Annotated in this window: 12 protein-coding genes, 1 other RNA gene and 1 pseudogene; 9 read left to right on the top strand and 5 right to left on the bottom strand. The window is 68.2% G+C overall.

Going from position 1 to position 19024, the window contains the following annotated elements:
* Positions 1-94: 94 nt before the first annotated feature.
* Positions 95-1861, bottom strand: a complete 1767-nt coding sequence (locus tag AB1046_RS09095) for a SulP family inorganic anion transporter (RefSeq protein WP_369374506.1) — start codon at positions 1859-1861, stop codon at positions 95-97.
* A 158-nt stretch (positions 1862-2019) separates the two neighbouring features.
* Here AB1046_RS09095 and AB1046_RS09090 point away from each other — a divergent pair.
* The 3 genes and pseudogenes from AB1046_RS09090 to AB1046_RS09080 all read left to right on the top strand — a co-directional run bounded on the left by AB1046_RS09090 (position 2020) and on the right by AB1046_RS09080 (position 4555).
* Positions 2020-2903, top strand: a pseudogene (locus AB1046_RS09090) (Nif3-like dinuclear metal center hexameric protein).
* 141 nt (positions 2904-3044) lie between these two features.
* Positions 3045-3806 carry a zinc ribbon domain-containing protein gene (locus AB1046_RS09085; RefSeq protein ID WP_369374504.1) on the top strand — a complete coding sequence of 254 codons (762 nt, stop codon included), beginning with the start codon at positions 3045-3047 and terminating at the stop codon, positions 3804-3806.
* Positions 3803-4555 carry a histidine phosphatase family protein gene (locus AB1046_RS09080; RefSeq protein WP_369374502.1) on the top strand — a complete coding sequence of 251 codons (753 nt, stop codon included), beginning with the start codon at positions 3803-3805 and terminating at the stop codon, positions 4553-4555. Before AB1046_RS09085 ends, AB1046_RS09080 begins: the two co-directional genes overlap by 4 nt.
* On the opposite strand, the gene AB1046_RS09075 is transcribed toward AB1046_RS09080, so the two are convergent.
* A complete protein-coding gene (locus AB1046_RS09075; protein ID WP_369374500.1) occupies positions 4542-5939 on the bottom strand; it encodes an MFS transporter in 1398 nt (465 codons plus the stop codon). The two genes, AB1046_RS09080 and AB1046_RS09075, sit on opposite strands and share 14 nt — an antisense overlap.
* 40 nt (positions 5940-5979) lie before the next feature.
* The gene (locus AB1046_RS09070; RefSeq protein WP_369374498.1) at positions 5980-6816 is read right to left on the bottom strand and encodes a YaaA family protein; all 837 of its coding nucleotides are present in this window, start codon (positions 6814-6816) and stop codon (positions 5980-5982) included.
* Positions 6817-6891: 75 nt separating this feature from the next.
* Between AB1046_RS09070 and rnpB the strand changes: the two genes are divergently transcribed.
* The 4 genes from rnpB (at position 6892) to AB1046_RS09050 (ending at position 12676) form a co-directional block, all read left to right on the top strand.
* An RNA gene (gene rnpB, locus AB1046_RS09065) (RNase P RNA component class A) lies at positions 6892-7290 on the top strand.
* Positions 7291-7543: 253 nt separating this feature from the next.
* Positions 7544-11647, top strand: coding sequence for a hypothetical protein (locus AB1046_RS09060; RefSeq protein ID WP_369374496.1), 4104 nt, complete (start codon positions 7544-7546; stop codon positions 11645-11647).
* Positions 11634-12044 (top strand): hypothetical protein, encoded by a 411-nt coding sequence (locus AB1046_RS09055; protein ID WP_369374494.1) that lies wholly within the window; start codon positions 11634-11636, stop codon positions 12042-12044. Before AB1046_RS09060 ends, AB1046_RS09055 begins: the two co-directional genes overlap by 14 nt.
* A gap of 68 nt (positions 12045-12112) precedes the next feature.
* Positions 12113-12676, top strand: a complete 564-nt coding sequence (locus tag AB1046_RS09050) for a hypothetical protein (RefSeq protein WP_369374492.1) — start codon at positions 12113-12115, stop codon at positions 12674-12676.
* 93 nt (positions 12677-12769) lie between these two features.
* On the opposite strand, the gene AB1046_RS09045 is transcribed toward AB1046_RS09050, so the two are convergent.
* Positions 12770-13945, bottom strand: a complete 1176-nt coding sequence (locus tag AB1046_RS09045; RefSeq protein WP_369374490.1) for a tyrosine-type recombinase/integrase — start codon at positions 13943-13945, stop codon at positions 12770-12772.
* A gap of 1 nt (position 13946) precedes the next feature.
* Positions 13947-14438, bottom strand: a complete 492-nt coding sequence (locus tag AB1046_RS09040; RefSeq protein ID WP_369374488.1) for a helix-turn-helix domain-containing protein — start codon at positions 14436-14438, stop codon at positions 13947-13949.
* Positions 14439-14574: 136 nt separating this feature from the next.
* Between AB1046_RS09040 and AB1046_RS09035 the strand changes: the two genes are divergently transcribed.
* Both AB1046_RS09035 and mobF read left to right on the top strand, forming a co-directional pair.
* A complete protein-coding gene (locus AB1046_RS09035; protein ID WP_369374486.1) occupies positions 14575-14823 on the top strand; it encodes a helix-turn-helix transcriptional regulator in 249 nt (82 codons plus the stop codon).
* A gap of 366 nt (positions 14824-15189) precedes the next feature.
* A complete protein-coding gene (gene mobF, locus AB1046_RS09030) occupies positions 15190-18906 on the top strand; it encodes a MobF family relaxase (protein WP_369374484.1) in 3717 nt (1238 codons plus the stop codon).
* Positions 18907-19024: the final 118 nt, after the last annotated feature.

The raw sequence follows: 19024 nt of genomic DNA, 5'->3' as shown, positions 1-19024 counted from the left end.
CCTATGCGCGCCAGGTCCTCCGCGGTGTGACGGCGGGGTGTGACGGCGGTGTGAATCTAGGTGGCGTGAATCCAGGCGGCGTGAATCTAGGTGGTCAGCGTCCGCCGGACGTGGTCTGCCGGATGTGCGACCGGGCAAAGGCGACAGCGGCCGGCAGGGCGGTGAAGAGGTGGCTCTCGTGCCGCAGCTCCCGGTGCAGGCCCACGGCCTCCAGGATCCGGCGGTGCTGCGGCCGGATGCCCTTCACCAGCACGGTCACGCCGCGCCGTTCGAGCTCCGCCACGAGGTCCGCGAGGGCGCGCGCCCCGGTGGCATCCACCAGCTGCAGGTGCGAGAGCCGCAGGATCACGACGTCGACGGACCCGGGTGTCAGCGCGGTGACCTCGCCGAGGATCCGGTCGGACGCCCCGAAGAACATTGCGCCCTCCAGCCGGAACAGCGCGATCCGCTCGTCGCCCTCGTGCGCAACACCGGGCAGCGGCTCCAGCCGCACCGACGTCGACCCGGCCACTGCCCGCAGCGCGAAGAACGCCGCGATCAGCAGGCCGATCTGCACGGCGTCGATGAGGTCGAACGCCACGGTGATCACCGCGGTGACCACAAACGTGAGGGCGTCCGGGCGGGTCGAGGTGAGCACCGACCGGATGGTCGCGGCGCCGATCATCCGGAACGACGTCACCATCAGCACACCCGCCAGCGCGGCCAGCGGGATGCGCCCTACCGGGCCGGTGGCCAGGTAGATCACTGCCAGGATCACCAGCGCGTGCACGACGGCGGCCAGGCGGGTGCGGGCCCCCGAGCGCACGTTGACCGCGGTGCGGGCGATCGCACCCGTGGCGGGAATGCCGCCGAACAGTCCGCTCGCCAAGGACGCGAGGCCCTGCCCCACGAGCTCCCGGTCCGGGTGGTACGGCCCGGTGCCGGTGGGTGTTTCCGTAGGCATGGATGCCGCGACCCGCGCCGAGAGCAGCGACTCGATGGCGGCCAGCGCGGCGATCGCGAGGGCCGCTCCTACCAGGTCTCGGACGGCGCCCGGGGTGGCGTCGGGCAGCACGGGGAAGGGGAGCGAGCTGGGCAGCTCACCGATGCGCGGCACCGGTGCGTCGGACAGCTCCGCGATCAGGGTCACCAGCGCGACGGCGACGAGCGACGCCGGCAGGGCGCGCGCCACACGGGGCAGCAGCAGCATCACGGCGGCGACTACCGCCACGACGGCGAGGGTCCAGACCCAGGTGAGCATGCCGCCGTCGACCGCACCGCCGTCGACACCACCCCTGCTGAAGTGGCTCTCGACGACGGCGCCCCACGGCCACAGCGCCGTGCCGATCGAGCGGATCGCGGTGAGCAGGGTGTTGTGCCCGGTCTCGTCGGTGACACCGAACGCGGCCGGGACCTGCTGCAGAAAGATGATCGCCGCGATGCCGAGGGTGAAGCCCTCGACCACAGGCCACGGGATGTAGGTGACGACGCGGCCCAGCCGAAGCAGGCCGCACGCCAGCACCATCACCCCGCCGAGCAGCGTCACGAGTGCGACGGAACCCAGGCCGTGCTGCGCCACGATGGGGGCGAGGACCACTGCCATGGCGCCGGTCGGGCCGCTGACCTGGACGTTCGACCCGCCGAACACGGCGGCGACGATGCCGGCGACGACGGCGGTCACGAGGCCGGCCGCCGGCCCGACACCGGAGCTGACGCCGAAGGCGAGCGCGAGCGGCAGGGCGACGACGCCTACGGTGACCCCCGCCAGGAGGTCGGAGCGCAGGGTCCGGGGACGGAGGTCGTAGTCGGCGCGGGACGGGAGGAGATCCCGGATGTCCACACGGTTACGGAGAGCGGTCAGCAGGTGTGCCCTGCCGCTCATGCGGGGGTCTCGACGCGCTGGCTGGGGAGGAGGTGGGCAAGGATGTCGTAAAGCGGCTCGGTGTCCACGTTTCCGGACGCTAGCAAGGTCCGGATCGACCCGCCTGAGGGAACCGGACAACCCCGCCGCAACCGGCGCCCCGTACTACGCTGCCGGGTGTGAGCAGCAATGATGTCCCCACGCTGGCGCAGGTCGTCGGCGCCCTGGACGGCCTCTACCCGCCGTCGACGGCGGAGGGGTGGGACGCCGTCGGACTCGTGGCCGGTGACCCCGCCGCACCCGTACGCAAGGTGCTGTTCGCGGTGGACCCCGTGACCGCCGTCGTCGACCAGGCACTGGACTGGGGCACCGACCTGATCGTCACCCACCACCCCCTGTTCCTGCGGGGGGTGAGCTCCGTGGCCGCCACCACGTTCAAGGGCTCGGTGGTGCACCGGCTGCTCACCGGCGGGTGCGCCCTGCAAGTGGCGCACACCAACGCCGACGCCGCCCCGCGGGGTGTCGCCGACGCCCTCGCCGACCTCGTCGGCATCACCGACCGGCGACCGCTCGAGCTGAGCGACGCCGGCCAGGCGCCCAGCGCGGCATCGGCCGAGTAGGCCGCCTCGCCGAGCCCACCACGCTCGCCGACTTCGCGCGCCGCGTCGCGGCCGCGCTGCCCGCCACAGCCCAGGGGATCCGCTTCTCGGGCGACCCGGACGCTGTGGTGACCACGGCCGCCGTCCTCGGCGGATCCGGCGACGGCTACTTCGACGCCGTACGCGCCGCCGCGGCCGACGTCTACGTCACCTCCGACCTGCGCCACCACCCGGCCTCCGAGCTGCGCGAGCGGGCCGAGTTCGAGGCCCGGGCTGCCGGCAAACCCGGGCCGGCGGGCACACCGTTCCTCGTCGACACGGCCCACTACGCCAGCGAATGGCCCTGGCTGCGCTACGCCGTCGAGGACCTCGCCGCGGCGCTCGCGGCGGACGGGCTGAGTGTCGAGGCCCGGGTGAGCGAGCTGGTGACCGACCCCTGGACGGACCAGGTTCCCTCGCGCTGAGCGCACGGTCCCGCTGAGCCGTTCGTCCCGCCGGTCACGCCGTTCCCGGTTGTCCACAGGGCGTGCCCCGGGCCGTCGAGCGCGAGGTAGCGTTGGACCACCGCCCGCCCCCCACCGAACCCGACCGAGAGGACGCCTCCCGTGGCTACCGCACCGCCCGAAGACCAGCGCAGGCTGCTGGAGGTCCAGGCGCTCGACACCCGGGCACAGCAGCTCGCCCATCAGCGCAAGAACCTGCCCGCGCTCGCGACGCTGACCGAGCTCGACGGCCGGATCGCCGACCTGCGCGCCTCGCTCGTCGAGTCACGCACCCGGGTGGCCGACCTGAAGCGTGAGCTCACCAAGGCGGAGAACGACGTCGAGCAGGTGCGCAACCGCGCCACGCGGGACCAGCAGCGACTCGAGTCGGGTGGCGTGAGCGCCAAGGACGCCGTCGCGCTCACCGACGAGCTGAGCGCGCTCGCCACGCGCAAGGCGGCGCTGGAAGAGGTCGAGCTCGACGTCATGGAGCGGCTCGAGGCCCACCAGGACGCGCTGGCCAAGGTCGAGGAGGCCAACGGCGAGCTCGTGGCGGAGAAGTCCAGGGTCGAGGCGGAGCGCGACGCGGGCTGGGCCGACCTCGACGCCCAGGTCGAGGCGCTCACGGTCAGCCGTGCGACGGCGTCCGAGGGGCTCGACACCGCTCTGGTCACGCTCTACGAGAAGATCCGCGCGCAGCTCGGCGGTACGGGTGCGGCGGTGCTGAACGGCAACCGCTGCGAGGGCTGCCGCATGGACCTGCCGCCCACCGACGTGGCGGCGATCAAGGCAGCGGCACCCGACGCGGTGGTGCGTTGCGAGGAGTGCGGCCGCATCCTGGTCCGCGTCGCGTCCGGCGCGACGACGGGCGCCGCCGCCGGATGAGCGAGGCTCCCGGGTTCGACACGCACCGGCGCCCGCCGGCGGCGATCACCCGGTTCGACGGCGCTCTGCCGCTCACCGTGGTGCTCCTCCGGCACGGTGTGACGCCCATGACGGAGGCTGGCGGGTACTCCGGGTCGGACGTGCCGGGCCCGTCGCTGAACACCCGCGGCCGGCTCCAGGCGGCGCAGGCCGCGGACGCCGTGTACCGCATCGGGCGCCCGGCCCGGACCGGCGCAGGGTCCTCGGGCGGGGTGCGCGTCGGCGGCCTCTGGCCGGACCTGCCGCGTCCGACGGCGCTCGTCGCCTCGCCGACGGTGCGCACCCAGGAGACGGCGGCCGCCGTCGGACGACGTCTCGGGCTGAACATCACGACCGACGACCGGTTCGCCGAGTGCCGGTTCGGGGACTGGGAGGGGCTGACCGCCCCGGAGATCGAGCAGGGCTGGCCGGGCGAGCTGGCGCAGTGGCACCTGACCGGCACCTTTGTGCCGCCCGGCGGTGAGTCGTACGCGCAGCTCGGCGCCCGGGTGTGGGACGGCCTCGCCGACCTGCTGGCCGGCGGTGTGGACCGCACGGTCGTGGTGGCGGGGCACGCGGCGCAGATCCGGACCGCCGTCGGGCAGGCAATGGGGGCGCCGGCCTCGCACTGGGCGCGGCTGCGGATCCCGCCTGCGTCGCTGTCGGTGCTGCGGCTCTGGGAGGACGGCACCACGGAGGTCACCGCCGTCGGGGTTCCTACTGACGGCTGACTGGTTCGTCGCCCGGCCCGGTGACCGGCTCGCTCTCCGGACGGCGCAGCGTTCCCCGGGCGAAAGCCGGCGCGAGCGGGATCAGGGCCAGCACCAGCACGGCGGACAGGAAGAACCCGGCCCGCAGGCTGAACGCGCCGACAAATCCGGTGAGCACCGCACCGAGCAAGGCGCCCAGATAGTTGAACTGGTTGAAGCGCGCGATGACGGTGTCGGTGCGGGCGCGGTCGGGCTCCGTTGAGCCGCTTGCCGAACCCGCTGCCGGGCCGGTTGCCGAGAGCGCAGCGATGCGCCCCGCCGCCGAGAAGCTGAGTGGCGCCACCAGGGCGATCGAGCCGCCGAGGATCGCGAAACCCGCCACCGCCACTGGCCAGGACGGCGCGAGCGCCACCAGCGCCAGTGCCCCGAACGCCACGACGGCCCCGACCCGCAGCAGCACCACCACACCGAACCGGGTCACGAGGGCCCCGCCCGCCAGGCGGACCAGCATCGAGGCCACGAGGTAGGGCAGGGAGGCGAGCGCGACCAGGTTGCTGGGAGCGCCGAGATCGAGCGCGAGGAGGACGGGGCCCCACGCGGCCGCGGCGGTGTCGGCCATGTAGAACACGACCAGCCCGATCCCCACGAGCCAGATGGGCCCCCAGGGGATCGGCCCCGCCGCAGACGTTCCGGCGCCCACCGTCCCAGCACCCGACCCGGTCGCCGTCGTCCCAAGGCCTGACGGTGTAGTCACCACCGGGTTCACGACCGGCCGCGTCAGACTGGCTCCGCCGTACGGCATCCCGGGAACACCCCGGGACTCGCGTGCGACCCGCGGCAGGTACGGCGCGAACGCGATGACCAGCGGCACCACGGCGACGAACACACCGATCGTGGGGGAGAGGTGCCCCGTGGCGAGCGCGACGACGGCGGCCAGGATGCCGCCGGTGGTCCAGTACCCGTGGGACGACGGCAGTATTGGTCGGCCGTACCGGTGCTCAAGGTCGACGGCCTGCATGTTGGTGGTGGCGTCGACCAGGCCGAGCGCGAGGCCGTAGACCGCGATCCCGCCCACGAACACGCCGACCGCGGGGGCCAGCGTGAGCGCCGGGACGGCGAGGACCATCAGCCACAGCCCGAGCCGGAGCATGACCGCGCTGCCGGAGTGCCGCACCACCCACTCGGTGACGAGTGAGCCCACGCCGGCGAGCAGAATCATCATGAGCAGCAGCAGCGAGAGCGTCACCTCGTCGAGCCCCCACCGCTCCAGGAACGCTGGCAGGCGGGTGGTGAGGCTGATGAAGACGAAGCCCTGTGCGAAGAACGCCGCGGCCACTGCGATCCGGGCGCCGGTAAGGCCACGACCTTCGGCGACGCCGCTGTCGCTGGTTCCGATGATGCTCATGAGCCGCTATCCAACCGCTCTATGGACGCGGGCGCCACCCTCAGGCGAGGACGAGCTCCAGGGTCCTTGGACCGCGCGGTCTGCCGGTCAGGAGGCTCGCCTCGATCAGCGTCTGGTCCTTGCCTGAGCCGATCTCGGTGAGCACCACGGATCCGACCAGCTCCTGCGCGGCTTTGAGCACGTCCTCGCTGGTCCGGGCCTCGTTCTCGCGGCGCAGCAGGTGCCCGGCGAGCACGCCTCGCGTGTGCTTGGCGTTGTGCGACACCACGGTCCGCTTGCCGTCGGTCTCGCGCAGCACGCGCACCTCCACCCATTCGGTGGCCTTGGTTCGGTCGGTGCCCGTCGTCGTCGGTCGCCATGCCGCGACGTACGTCGCGGACCGGCAGTCGACGACGACGTCGCCGGCGGCCCGTGCGTCGAGCGCCGCGGAGAGGGCGGGCTTCCAGAACGTGGCGAGCCGGCCGACGTCGGGCAGGGCGATGCCCATACCGAGCCGATAGGCGGGGATGCGGTCATCGGGCGCGACGACGCCCCACAGGCCGGAGAAGGTGAGGACGCTCGCCTGGGCGCGCCGCGCGGCGGCGTCGGGCAGGGCGGCGAGACCGGCGGCCGCGTACAGGACCCCCGTGTAGACCTCGGCCGCGCGGGCTGCGGGCGCTGCGTGCAGCGCGGTGTTCCGCGCCACCTCCTCGGCGAGCCCGTCGCTCACTCCCAGGGCCGACGTCGCTCCGGGGCGTGCGCTGACCTGTGCGAGCGCGGCCAGCACCTGCTCGCGCAGCGCCGTGAGCTCCGGGTGGGCCAGAGCGTTCAGGTCGAAGGGGGCGGCGCCGTCGGGGGCGGGCGTCTTGCCCTCGGAGGGCGGAAGAAGCAGGAGCACCCGCCTAGCCTAGGTCGCCGCCAGGTTTGACGGGCGGTGTGATCACTTGGCGGCAGGTACTCTTCTACCTGCGGACGAGTCGGTCGGACGGTCGCGTTGGGTGCCCTCGGGCGCCCGCCGAGGAACGTCCGGGCTCCACAGGGCAAGGTGGTGGTTAACAGCCACCCGGGGTGACCCGCGGGACAGTGCCACAGAAAACAGACCGCCCACGGTCTTCGGACCGGGGGTAAGGGTGAAACGGTGGTGTAAGAGACCACCAGCGCTGCCGGTGACGGTAGCGGCTAGGTAAACCCCACCTGGAGCAAGGTCAGACAGACTGTGTTTGAGGGCTGCCCGCCCGATTCTCTTCTGAGAAGCACAGTCGGGTAGACCGCTCGAGCCCTGCGGCAACGCAGGGCCTAGATGGATGACCGTCGCCCGCGCGGGGGTAACCGCGCGCGGGAACAGAACCCGGCGTACAGGCTGGCTCGTCCGCTTTTAACGCTCTGACCTGCAGCGGAGCACTGGCCGAAGGTGACCGGTACACATTGGGTACACATGGCTGTGTACCGCGCTGGCCTCAGCCGCAGGTCGTTTACCTCTTGTGGGAGTTCTATTTGGCGACGCGGCACGCGGGATCGCTGGAGCAGCTGCAAGTTTCGGGTGGGTTGGGTCGCTGTCAGTCGTGTGGTGAGTCCTTGGAGCGGGGTCCCGCACAGGCGGCGTCACACCGCGCAGAATGGTCCCCATGGAGGATGTGGATCAGTCGGGCACGACTGCGCCGCGCAGAAGTAGCGCCAGTGGCGGGGTTGCCGACAAGCTCGGCAACCAATATGAGCTGTCCTGGGCCATACACCATGCCTTGCGGTGCATCCAAGACGAGCGGCGCAGCATCACCTTCGAGGATCTCGATCCAGACCTTGCCGAAGGCTCTGAGTTCACGTTCGTTGACGAGCGCGGCTCCGTGGCCGTCACGCAGGTGAAGCGCCAGCACAGCATCAACGATCATTGGACGGTTGCCGCTCTGCGCAGTCGCGGGATCTTCACGGCAGCGTCGCGGCACGTGGCGGCCGGCCGCGAATATCACTTCAGTTCGATGACCCCGTGCGCGCCGCTACGCGTGCTTAGCGAATGGGCTCGACAGTCCGTCGATGTCCAGCAATTCATGACGCGCCAGCTCACCAACCAGTTGAGCCCGGTCTTCGATCAACTCTCAGCCTCGAACGTCTTTGGCAGCGCGGAAATCGCTTGGCAGATGCTTCGCGGCATGTGGTTCGAGGTCGGGGATGAACAACAGCTCATCAAGACGAACGCCATGCTCGCCGACACGATGCTGGAGGGCGCCATCGCCTCGCTGCTACCCATCGCTGTCGGCAATGTGCTGCTCGAAAGCCTCCGCCAGCGTCTCAGTAAGCGCGAGCTACTCGAAAGACTGGCCCGTCACGGCATATCCCCGCGCCACGGCACGGCGAAACGGACTGCTCACGACGAGGTGCACGCCGCGACCAAGAGCTGGCGCCATACCGTGGAGCGAGAATTGCTCAGCCCGCCCATTCCACGAACCGAGTCCGCCGATCTCATCGAGCTGATGAGCACGACGCGTTTGGCGCTGGTCGTCGGCACTGGCGGCGGCGGCAAGAGTGCGGTCGTCTATCAGGCAGCGAGTGGACTCGAATCTCAGGGCGCAGAGGTGTTGGCGTTCCGGCTCGACCGTCGCGGGGGGTTCAGTTCGACAGCCGGGTTGGGAAAGCAGTTGGGCCTATCTACCTCGCCAGTAGCCTCGCTGCGGATGGCCGCCGATGGCCGCGATGCCCTCCTGATTATCGACCAGCTTGATGCCGTTTCACTCGCATCGGGGCGCCTGTCCGAGCGCTACGACGTCATCGCCGACCTGATCGACGAAGCAATGGCAGTTGATGGGGTCCGGGTCATCTTGGCCTGCCGTCTATTCGACGTCGAAAACGATCACCGCATTCGCAGGCTCGACGCTCGGCCGGACGTTGAGCGCCTCACCGTCAAGCCCCTGCCTGACGGAGCTGTTACTGGTGCCGTAGAGGCGATGGGTCTCGACGCCGCAGCGCTCACTTCGACGCAGCGGGAGCTGCTGAAGTCGCCGCTGAACCTCGTGCTGCTCGAAACCGTCGCCTCCCAGCCTGGCGCGCTCAACTTCACCTCCCGTGGATCGCTGTTCGAGGCGTTCTGGCAGCGCAAGCGCCAGACCATCAACGACTATCGTCCAGAGGTTCGCTTCAATGATGTGTTGGCGCGCATTGCCAACACTGCGAGCGATCAGCAAACCCTCTCTGTGTCCATCGATATTCTCGACGCAGATGACTACATCAGTGACGCCCACGTGCTGGCGTCCGAGCAAGTCCTGGCCATCGACGGCGATCGCGTCTCGTTCTTTCACGAAACGTTCTTCGATTACACCTTCGCGCGCCAGTGGTTGTCGCGACAGCAGTCAATGGTCGAGTTCCTCTGCGCACAGGAGCAAGAGCTGTTCCGGCGGGCCCAGGTGCGTCAGATTCTTGAACTCCTGCGCGAACGTGATCCAGCGCGTTTCCGAACGGAAGTCGGGGCGGTACTGGCAGAATTCGACATCCGCTTCCATATCAAAGAGACGGTCATGATCGTCTTCGCCGACGTAAGCGCGCCGACGGACGAAGACCTCGACCTCGTCCTGCACATCAGTGAGGCCGACTCGCCCCTGACGAGACGCCTATGGCAGCAGATCGCCCGCTCGAGTTGGTTCGATGTGCTCCACGACCGAGGATTGATCGAGGGGTGGCTTGACAGCGACGATCAGGCGCTGCGCGAGCGAGGCGTTACATGGCTAGCCAACGCCGGAGCCGATCGCGGCGCGATAGTGGCGGAAATCCTGACGTCGCGCCGCCATGCACCCGAGTATCTGATATGGCTCGGTTGGCTTATGCAGCGCGCCGAACTGCATCAGAACCAGCCGGTGTTCGATCTTATGCTGGACGCGGTGCGATCTGGCGGCTTCAACCCAGTCGAGCACAATATATGGTTGTCGGCGCATGACCTTGCTTTGCACGAGCCACTTTGGGCGATTAAGCTTCTGAAGGCCAGTTTCGTTGATAGCCCGTCTGCTCTGTTGACGGACGCAGACGGCAAGGTCAGCATGCTTGCTTTGAGCGATTACAGTGCCATTCAACTCATCGAACAGTCCAGCAAGTCGGAACCCCGGGCATTTGTTGAGGTAGTGGTGCCCTATCTCCTCGTTGTGATGCAGCAGACGCACTTTGAACGCCAGGGCGATGCGCCGCTGTACGACCGACACTTCAGCCTCCGAATGCGTTCAGAAGAAGAAGGTTCTCGCGAAGTTGAAGACGCGCTTTACAACGGCGCGGCCAACGCGCTCGCCAGGTTGGCGTCGACCACACCAGAGTCGGTCGAGTTGCTGCTGCGCACGCTGGCTGCGGACGAGCACGACGCAGCCCAAGCTCTACTTTTCCGAGCGCTTATCGCCGGTGTCGAACACTTCACTGTCTGGGCCTCTGAAGTGATCCTCGAAGGTGGTAACCGACTTAGGAGCGGATATCTCTCAGACGGCACCTGGCTCTCGCGCGAGGTTGTCGAAGCCATCGCGCCACGTGTCTCCGACGAGGTCCACGCACTGCTCGAAAATGAACTGCGTGACCTGAGTGTTCCGTACGAACGGGGGCGGTCGTTCGGGTACACAGCATTCAAATTCTTGTCGGCACTCGATCATGGCCGACTGAGCCTCACGGCCTCGCGACGACTTGCCGAATACCAACGAAAGTTCGGCATCGAAGCACCGCCTCCACCAACCGGCATCATCACCTACACCGTCGGCTCACCAATCAACGCCAACGCGACAGGCAAGATGTCCAACAAGCAGTGGCTCCGCGCCATGGCCAAGCACGACAACGACGACCGCGAGTGGGCTGGTCCGCGCGGCGGTGCTCACGAACTGTCGCAGGCACTCAAGGAACGTACTGTCGAGGATCCGCTGCGGTTCGCCGGTCTAGCGATGCAATTGTCTGCCACGACGAACGCGGCCTATCCCAACGCCATACTGTGGGGCTTCGGTGAGGCGACGATCCCGACTGAGGCGCAGCCAGCCGTCTTCGATGCCATCCGGCACATCACGAGTCTCGGGCTGAGCGAATGCGATCGCTGGCTCGGATGGTCCCTGCGGCGCCTCCTTGACGACACACCGCTCGACCTAGTCGAGATGGTCAGAGACCGCGCTCTGCACGCACCGGACCCGAAGGAAAACCGGCCAGTCTTTACCCGCCAGGACAACGATCGCCCCGGTCGCGATCTGCGCCATAACGGCATCAATACCGCAAGAGGCGGCCTCGCCGAGGAGCTTGGCGACCTCCTGATCCATGACGCAGACGGTTCGCGCACCAGCCTGGTCAGCCCTTACTTGGTCGTGCTCGCCAGCGATCCGGTCCTGAGCGTGCGATCCTGCGTCGCCCACACTATTGCCGCCTGCCTTCGACACGCACGGCCAACGGCATACGAGGCTTTTGAGCGCCTGATTGACACCGACGACATCCTTCTCGCATCAGACCTCGTTGACAAACTGATGCATTACATCGGCAACGCCGACCCAGAGCAGATCGACCCAGTGATCGACCGCATGCTTGAGTCAGAGAACCCGGAGGTCAAGCACGCGGGCGGCAGCATGGCTGCGTTCGCGGCGCTCCAGTGGGAGCGTCCGCACCTCATGGAACGAGTGCTCGCCGGTGACATCGACGTTCGGACTGGCGCGGCCAGTGTGTGCAGCGCCAGGGTGGATCGCGCCGCAAACTCCGAACTCGTTCTCGCGACACTACGCCGGCTGAATGCACGACGATGACGATGAGATTCGCAAGGCAGTCGGTCAGCTCGCCATTCACCTCAGAGGGCACAACCTGCGTCCGCTTGCCAGCCTTCTTGCGGACCTGATCGCATCGCCGAGCTATGTCCACGCTACCCCACAACTGCTGATCAGCTTGCAAGATGCACCCGACAAGGTGGATGACCTGGTCGACCTCGCTGCACACCGCTTCCTCGACATCCATGGCAGCGACGTAGCGGACATCCGGACCGGCGCAGCTGGCGATGCGCACTACATCTCGGAGCTCGTCGTTCGAGGTCTTGCGCAGACACGTGACAGGAAGCGCGTCTCGGCGCTGTTGGACATTCTCGATCGTCTGGTCGAACTGGGCGTCTACGGCGTCGACCGAGCAATAGAGCATGCTGAACGTCGCTAACCGTTGGCTCCAATCAGCCGCTGTTGCCGATGGCCAACCGGTATCGGGTCGTCTGCCATCCTCTTCCCATGGATCTGTCCTCACTTCCCGACTGGGTGCTGTGGTACGCGCTCGGGTCGCCGCTCGTGGTCGCACTCGTTGCCCTGGTGGGCGTTTTCTTCACTAACTGGCGCACGACTGTCAACATCGAGAAGGCTGCGGCTGCGGCGCGCGAGTCGAAGCGCCTTGAGCGGCACCAAGATCGAATCAGTGACGCCTATGTCCGAATCGAGGTCGCTCGCAGAGCTCTGGAAGACATCCTGAGCGACACGGTGTACGACCAGCGGCCTGGAGCCTTTCGCAATGAGGTTCCGGACAATCACGAAGAAATCCGCAGCCGATTCGCAGTGCTGCGCGAAGCGCATGCATTTGGGTCGCTATACGTCACAAACGATGTCAGCGGACGTCTCGGTAGGCTGACTCTGACAGTCAACCAAGCAGCACGGGCAGTCGAATTGCTGAAGCAGCGGGACGACGATGGCAGCGTCCAGGCGGTGCTAGACAAGGTGATGGACGCTCTGGAAGGTCTCAGCGACATACGAACCCAAATGAGGATTGAACTCGGCACCGCTGACCCGGACGAGCTGCGCTAGCCGGGAGGGCGAGGGGGTTGAGGACCAGGGGAGAGGCCGGTGTCGTTCCCGCGTGAGCTGTGGTGACCGTCGCTTCCAACAGGCCAAGGCCGCTCACGCGGCTTTCGACGCTGCGGACTTGGTCGGACGAGTGCTCAGGACGAGGTCAATCGCGGTACGCGTCTGATCGTCCTCGTCGGGCCACAGGTGCGAGTAGGTGTCCAGCGTCTCACTGGCGTTCTTGTGGCCCAGCCGGGCCTGGACCGCCTTGACGGACGCGCCGTGACGGATGAGCAGGCTCGCGTAGTAGTGGCGCAGATCGTGGAAGGTGAAGCCTGAGAGCTTCGCCACCTTGAGCGCGCGTCGCCAGGTATCCCAGAACGCCGAGCGGCGCAGTGCGCCATTCTCGGTGTTGGTGAAGACCAAGCCGTCAGGTCCCGGTGGGAACTTGCCCATGTACTCCTTCAGGGCCTTGACCGTGGACGCCGACAGCGGCACCTCTCGATAACTTGCTTCGGTCTTGAGCGGCCCGAATGTCGGCTTGCCCGCAACCGACCCGGTGATCTGCCGGTCAACGTGCATGATCTTGTTGTCGAAGTCGAGCCGATCCAAGGTGAGGCCGAACGCCTCACCCTGCCGGAGTCCCGTGCACGCGGTGAACAGGATGAGGCCCCGGAACCTCTCGGGGAAGGCGTCGATGAGCGACCACAGCGACTCGGTCGGAATCGGCTTGACGCGCTTGGGCGTCTTCTTCGGCAGGCGTGTGCCCGCGCACGGGTTCGACGTGATCCGATTCGTCGCGACGGCGGACTTGAAGATGCCGGACACGATCCGATGGGTCACACCTACGGTGGCTGGGGCGTACCCCTTGGTCTTGCCCTCACCCAGAGTGATCGCGGCGGTCGAGAGCCACTTGACCCATGACTGGATGTCCTCGGAGTCGATCGAGGCGAGAGACAGGTCTCCGAGCCGTGGGTACGTCCGGATCTCAAGGACCACGTCGATCTGGTCCTCCGTGTTGCCGCGATGGACCTGGAGCTTGCGCCAGTGTTCGGCGTACTCCTTGAACGTGACCTTGCCGGCGTCCGGATCGACGAAGCGGCCCATCAGAATTTCGGCTGACAGCTCGTCGCGGCGGCGCTCGGCGTTGGTCTTGAGCTTGTACGACTCGGCGCGCAGGCGCTTGCCCGGGTCGCGATAGCGGACCCGCCACCGCTTGCCTCGCCCGAAGTCTTTGGTCTTCTCGCCGTCGCTGTCGAGCCAGCGATCTTCGACCCATGCGGTCGCCATGTCAGTTCTCCTCGGGTGCGGGAGGTTGGGGGCCAGGGTCGGACGGTCCGACGCTGGCGTTATCCGTCTTGCGGTCGGGGCGTGCCGCATTGAGGGCGTTCTCGATCCAGCGTCGGCTTGCGGCGTTCAGATCTGATGCGTCGCGGAGGAATTCCTCGGCCTCGTTGCAGATGTCGTTGAGGCCGTCCCCGGCGGCCTCGTAGGCCTCGACCGCATAGGTGATGTCGCGTGCGAGCTTGGCGGCGTCACGGTCGACGTCGGCTTCGGGGTCGAGGTCGTAGAGCGCTCCGGGCTCGACGTCGAGGACGCGTGCGGCGACGAGCCCTTCGAAGAAGCGCAATGGTCGCTGGCCGCGTTCGATCTTCTGGATGGTCTGCGGGTACATGCCGCCGACGCCGTTGCTCATGAGTGCCATGGCGAACTTCGCCTGGGTGATGCCTCGGTCCGTTCGGTACCGGCGCAGGTTGGCGCCAATGACTTCGTCTTCGTCCATGTCCCCAGAGTAACCGTTGTGGTGCGCACTGTCTCGGAACGTCAAATTGGTGTGTGATAAATTGGTGTGCTACGGAGGCGGCGCGCAACCGTGGTGACACCGGGTCATCCCGTGCCGACATCGTCGAAGGAGGGCGGTGCTTGTGGTTGTCACGACGGACGCCGGAACGGATACGGCTGCGCAGAAGGACGATCCGATGCTGCGCACCCGGGAGGTCTCTGACCTGCTGGGCGTGCCGGAGAACACGCTGCGGTGGTGGCGGTACATCGGGACGGGGCCGGTCTCGTTCCGGCTCGGTCCGCGCCGGGTGGTCTACCGGCGCTCGAAGGTGATGGCCTGGTTGGCTGCGCAGGAGGCGGCTGGTGCCAAGCACACAGCGGCCTGACTCCTCTGGCAGGGGCAGACTAGGGAACGGGGCTCGGACACTTCGGTGTCCGGGCCCCGTAGTCGTTGACGGCAACGCCACCAGCCCGCACCAGCACGCGCTGGCGATGCGCCCCGAGACGTCCGACGACGCAGCGGAGTGGGTCATCGCCCGGGGGTCCCGCCCCGCTGTTCCCTCCTGCCCGGTTCACGTGACTGAGCAGCGGCACGTTGCAGCGAGCTTGACACATGCAGCGTGTGCACCGAGCGACGGCAGCGGTACGGACGACGGCGCGCGGCTGGCAAGTCACAGGCGGGCGACGACGTACGCGGGGTTCGTCACCTGGAAACGCAGCACACCTCAGGCAGTTGAGGAGCGACAGGAACGTTGGCGTTGGCCCGCGACGGCACCGTTGGCGCACCGGGTACCGCACACCTCGCCCGCACACCCCAAGGCCGGTGGTTGGTCGTGGCGGTGAGCGTGCACGCGATGGGCGTGGGCAACGGGACCGAGTACCTGACCAGGTCCGTGGTCAACGCCGACTGCGATTTCCCCAGCCCCGACGACGGCGCGGGCATGGACCCGGTCATCGCGTACTACACCGAGGCCGGCACCCCGCCCGGGTACTGGCTCGGACGCGGAGTCGACGACCTCGGCGGCGGAGGAGTGCTCGCCCCCGGGCAGCGCGTCACCACCACGCAGCTCCAGCGGCTCTTGGAGGCGGGCCGTGACCCGGTCACGGCCGAACCGCTGGGCCGTGCGCACGCCAAGATCGTGCCCCTGGCTGAGCGGATCGAGAAGAGGGCCGCAGCCCTGGACCCGAACCTGAGCGCGGAGGACCGGCAGACCGCGGTGGACGAAATCGTCCAGGACGAGAAGCTAGCCGGGAAGAGAGGCCCGGTCGCAGGGTTCGACCTGACCTTCTCACCACCGAAGTCGGTCTCGGTGCTGTGGGGCCTGTCGGACCGCACCACGCAGGCGGTGATCCTGGGCGCACACCGTGCCGCGATGGCGGAGACCACCCGGTTCATCGAGGACCACATCGCTGCCACGCGGACGGGTACCGATGCCGGGGACGGGTCCATCATGCAGGTGGACGTCACCGGTGTGATCGCGACCGCGTTCGATCATTGGGACTCCCGCGCGCACGACCCGCAGCTGCACACGCACGTCGTGATCGCGAACAAGGTCCTGGCCGTGACCGACGGCAAGTGGCGCACCCTGGACTCACGGGCGTTGTTCAACGCGAACGTGGCGTTCAGCGAGCACTACAACGCGGTCCTGGCCGACCGTCTCACCGGCACCTTAGGCGTGAAGTGGGAGCGACGAGCGCGCGGCAAGGACCGCAACCCGAGGTTCGAGATCGTCGGCGTCAGCGACGAACTGATCGAGGAGTTCTCCTCCCGGTCGGCCGAGATCGAGCACTGCGCCGACCAGCTCATCGACGAGTACCGCGAGAAGCACGGCCGCACCCCCACACCCGGCACGATCAACCAGTTGCGGGAACAAGCGACCCTGGCCACGCGCCCGCCCAAGACGATCGAGTCCCTGGCCGACCTGGCCGAGCAGTGGCGTCAGCGTGCCGAGCGCATCTTGGGCCAGGGCCCGAGCGAGTGGGCGCGCGGACTACTAGCCGCTGCTGCCAATGAACCGGGGCGCACCTTTGCGGCCGACGATGTCCCCCAGGACGCGGTCACCCAGGCTGCCGCGCTCGTGCTGGCCGTGGTGGGGGACAAGCGGGCGACATGGAAGCACTGGAACCTGTGGGCCGAGGCCGAACGCCAGATCATGGAGCGGCGCTTCACCACCCACCAAGACCGTGTCGAGGTCGTGGCGCGGATCGTCGCCCTGGCCGAGGGCGGCTCGGTCACCCTGACCCCGCCGGAGCTCGCCCCCACACCCGAGGCCATGCAACGCGGCGACGGCAGCAGCACCTTGCGTCCCAAGTACGCCACGGTGTTCACCTCCCAGGCCGTCCTGGACGCCGAGAAACGACTCCTCGGACTCATGGACGACCACACCGCACCGGCCCTGAAGACGGCCCGGCTCCGGACGGTCCTGGACCAGGGTGTGCGGCAAGGCGTGCTCGACGCCTCGCAGGCCGAAGCCGTCACAGCGGTGGCAGGCTCCGGCCGCCGTCTGGACCTGTTGGTCGGTCCGGCCGGGACCGGTAAGACCACCACCCTGCGTGCGCTGCGCGCCCTGTGGGAACAGCGGTACGGACCCGGCACCGTTGTGGGCCTGGCACCCTCCGCCGCCGCTGCTGACGTCTTGGGCACCGAGCTGGGTATCGAGTGCGAGAACACCGCGATGTGGCTCACCCGCCACCACCACGGACGGGCACAGTTCACGGATGGGCAACTGGTGATTGTGGACGAGGCATCCCTGGCAGGGACGCACACCCTGGACCGTCTGACCCGGGCCGCCGTCGAGGCCGGCGCGAAGGTGCTCCTTGTTGGTGACCCGGCCCAGCTCCCCGCTGTGGAGACCGGTGGCACCCTGACGCTCCTGACTGGCGAGCGGGCCCGGACGACTGGTGACGTCCCCACCCTGACCGAGGTTCACCGCTTCCGCGCCGACTGGGAGAAGCGCGCCACACTCCGCCTGCGCGATGGCGACCCCGACATCCTGGCCACCTACCAGGAGCACGGGCGTATCCAGGCGGGCACCACCGAGGACATGACCGACGCCGCCTACACGGCGTGGAAGTCCGACACCGAGAAGGGGTTGTCGTCGGTGCTGGTCGTGCCGGACACCGCCACGATGAACGACCTCAACCGTCGCGCCCGCGCCGAACGCGTCCTGACCGGACGTGTCTCCGACGGCAACACGGTCCGCCTGGCCGGGCAGACCCGCGCCTCGGCCGGAGACCTGATCCTCACCCGCCGCAACGACCGCACCCTGCGCCACGGACACGCCGGATGGGTCCGCAACGGCGACCGCTGGCAGATCACGACCGTCCACCACGACGGATCAATCACCGCACAGCGGATCGACCCCGACGCGCACACCGATGCCCGGAACGTCGACCGCCAGCAGCTCAGTGGTCAGATGGTCCGGCTGCCCGCCGCTTACGTGGCCGAGCACGTCGACCTTGGGTACGCGATCACCGCACATCGCGCCCAAGGCCTGACCGTGGATACCGCGTACACGGTCGCGAGCCCGAGCATGAGCCGGGAGAACCTGTACGTCGCCCTCACTCGAGGCCGCGCGACGAACACCGTGTTCGTGCCCGTCGACCAGCCCGACCGCGACCACAACCACGAACACACCATCGGCGCAGCGATCGACCCCGACCTGCCCGAGCAGGCCGCAGCACACGCCGTCCTGGCGGGCATCCTGCACCGGGTCGGCGCCGAACCCTCCGCACACCAGACCCACCGCGACGAGGAGCACCGGTGGGGATCGATCGCGCAGCTCGCTGCCGAGTACGACACGATCGCCGCCCATGCTCAACGACCGCGCTGGACGCGACTGGTCGCGCACACCCTGGCAGGCGAAGGCTTCACCGCCCGGGACATCGCCCAGGTCGTGGAGTCCGCCGCGTTCGGGCCGCTGTGCGCCGAACTGCGCCGGGCCGAGGGCGACGGTCATGACGTGGCACGTCTGCTACCCAGGCTTGCGGCAGCCCGGAGCCTGTACGACGCAGACGACGCCGCAGCTGTCCTGTACGACCGGCTCAGCCGTGCAGCGACTAGCGCGTCCACCGGGCGGAACAGGATCGCCGGACTTGTCCCACGCGCACAGGGCCCCGTCCCTGACGATGTCCGCAAAGCCCTCGACAGCCGCGCCGAACTCATTGAGCAGCGCGCCCGCACTATCGCAGAGAATGCCCTTCGCGATCGCCAACCCTGGACCCGACACCTGCCGCCACGTCCTCACGGCCCGGCCGAACGCGCCTGGCAGGACACCGTCATCGCCGTGGCCGCCTACCGCGACCGCTACACCGTGACAGGGGGCGGCCTGCTGGGTGCCCCGCCCACCACCATCGCCCAGCGCGACGATGCCCACCGGATCCGCGCCCTGGTGCAGAAGTTGATCCGTGTCAGCCACGTACCCCACGTGCCACCTTCAAGTCACCCAGCCGGTCCGGTTCTCGGCTGAATTGCTGCACGAAGGTCGCCTTCTGAAAAGCCACAGGTTTGAGGTTGCGTCCAGAATGGCCTGGCGCTCTCGGCACTTCTACTATGCGGGCCCCAGTTCACGAAGCCGCTGGCCTCGA

This window comes from Promicromonospora sp. Populi (assembly GCF_041081105.1).
Classification (GTDB): domain Bacteria; phylum Actinomycetota; class Actinomycetes; order Actinomycetales; family Cellulomonadaceae; genus Promicromonospora.
This window is presented reverse-complemented; position numbering and strand designations above follow the sequence as displayed.